This is a genomic window from Vibrio halioticoli NBRC 102217 (assembly GCF_000496695.1).
Classification (GTDB): domain Bacteria; phylum Pseudomonadota; class Gammaproteobacteria; order Enterobacterales; family Vibrionaceae; genus Vibrio; species Vibrio halioticoli.
On record NZ_BAUJ01000100.1, the window covers coordinates 1 to 2,470 of the forward strand.

The 2,470-nt window shown below is 45.2% G+C and carries 1 protein-coding gene; it reads left to right on the top strand.

What is annotated here, in order from left to right:
- The first annotated feature begins 134 nt into the window (after positions 1–134).
- Positions 135–2,363, top strand: a complete 2,229-nt coding sequence (locus VHA01S_RS17685) for an NADP-dependent isocitrate dehydrogenase (protein ID WP_023405709.1) — start codon at positions 135–137, stop codon at positions 2,361–2,363.
- Positions 2,364–2,470: the final 107 nt, after the last annotated feature.

Consider the following 2,470-nt stretch of genomic DNA (forward strand, 5'->3'; position numbering starts at 1 on the left):
GCAATAGAAGCACAAATAGAAATACGATTAAATCAGCTTTACTACCACAGATTCGCACGAAGCGAATGTAATCATCTTGATGGACACTGTCGCTGACAACAGCCAGTGAAGCCAAATAACGATAGGGAAATTTCATGTCTGCACAAAAGCCCACCATTATTTATACTATTACCGATGAAGCTCCAGCGCTAGCGACCTACTCATTCTTACCGATGGTACAAGCATTTACTGCATCTTCCGATATCGCAGTAGAAACTCGAGATATTTCATTGGCAGGGCGCGTCATTGCCAACTTCGCAGAATATTTAAAGCCAGAGCAACGCATCAGTGATGCACTTACCGAGCTTGGCGAATTGGCTAAGACCCCAGAAGCAAATATTATTAAATTGCCGAACATCTCGGCGTCTATACCTCAGCTAAAAGCCGTGATTAAAGAGTTGCAAGACAAAGGATACGATCTTCCAGACTATCCAGAAGAAGCGACTACGGATGAAGAAAAAGCCATTCAATCTATCTATGGCAAAATTAAAGGCAGTGCGGTAAACCCAGTGTTACGTGAAGGTAACTCAGATCGCCGTGCTCCTGCATCAGTGAAAAACTACGCTAAGAAAAACCCACACTCAATGGGTGCTTGGTCAAAAGAGTCTAAATCGCATGTGGCGAGCATGGACGGTAATGATTTCTTTGGTAGTGAAAAATCACTGACGTTAGACAAAGCAACGCAAGTACGCATTGAACTGCGCGCGCAAGATGGCAGTGTCACTGAGCTTAAATCGGCATTTGCGCTGCAAGATAAAGAAATTATTGATACCTCGGTGTTGAACAAAAACGCACTTGTGGCTTTCTTTGAAAAAGAAATTGAAGAAGCGAAGCAGCAAGATGTATTGCTCTCGTTACACCTAAAAGCCACCATGATGAAAGTGTCTGATCCGGTGATCTTCGGTCATGCGGTTAAGGTGTACTACAAAGAAGTGTTTGCTAAACACGGCGCACTGTTTGATGAGTTAGGTGTTGATGTAAATAACGGTCTTGGTGATGTGTATGCCAAGATTGAATCTTTACCAGAAGCGCAAAAAGCGGAAATTATCGCGGATTTAAATGCGGTATATGAGACTCGTCCTGAGTTGGCAATGGTCGATTCTGATCGCGGCATCACTAACTTGCACGTACCATCAGACGTGATTGTTGATGCGTCTATGCCTGCAATGATTCGTACTTCGGGTCAAATGTGGGGGCCAGATGGCAAGCCAAAAGACAGCAAAGCGATGATTCCTGATCGTTGTTATGCAGGCGTTTATCAAGCGGTTATTGAATTTTGTAAAGAAAATGGCGCATTTGATCCGACCACTATGGGTAGCGTGCCAAACGTTGGCCTAATGGCGCAAAAAGCAGAAGAATACGGTTCACACGATAAAACCTTTATTCTTGCTCAAGCGGGCAGTGTGGTTGTGGTTGATGCCGACGACAAAGTGCTTTTAGAGCAAGACGTCGAAGAAGGCGATATTTTCCGTATGTGCCAGGTAAAAGACGCGCCAATTCAAGATTGGGTGAAACTTGCAGTAAACCGCTCTCGTCTATCAAATACCCCAGCGGTATTCTGGCTGGATGCGAACCGTGCGCACGATGCTGAGCTTATTAAGAAGGTAGAAGCGTATTTACCACAGCACGATACGCAAGGTTTAGATCTGCGCATCTTGTCTCCTGTCGCGGCGACGCTATTTACACTAGAGCGCATTGCTAAAGGTGAAGACACCATTTCAGTCACAGGTAACGTACTGCGTGATTACCTAACGGATTTGTTCCCAATTTTAGAGCTAGGCACTTCTGCTAAGATGTTGTCTATTGTTCCTCTTATGAACGGTGGCGGCTTGTTTGAAACTGGTGCCGGCGGCTCTGCGCCAAAACACGTTCAACAAGTAGAAAAAGAAAACCACCTGCGTTGGGATTCTTTAGGTGAGTTCTTGGCACTGTCTGCTTCACTGGAGCATTTGAGCGAAGTGACCGGCAACCAAAACGCACGCGTATTAGCGCAGACCTTGGATGCGGCTACGGGTAAATTCTTAGACGAAAACAAATCGCCATCGCGCCGCGTCGGTGAGTTGGATAACCGTGGCAGTCACTATTTCTTAGCACGTTTTTGGGCGGAAGCATTAGCAAACCAAAACAAGAGTGCACAGTTGGCTGAGCAGTTTGCACCGATTGCAAAAGCACTGGCGGACAACGAAACTAATATCGTTAATGAATTGAATGAAGCACAAGGTGTGGCAGGGGAGTTAGGTGGCTATTACGCGCCAGTTGACGCTATTGCCTCTCAGCTTATGCGCCCAAGCGCAACATTAAATCAGATTATTGATAACGCGTGAACTAAGCTAGATAATCTAAGCTAGAAAAGTCAGCAAGATAAACAAAAACCGAGCTATCACTAGCTCGGTTTTCTTATTGGTCGAATTTATACCATACCAATCACACT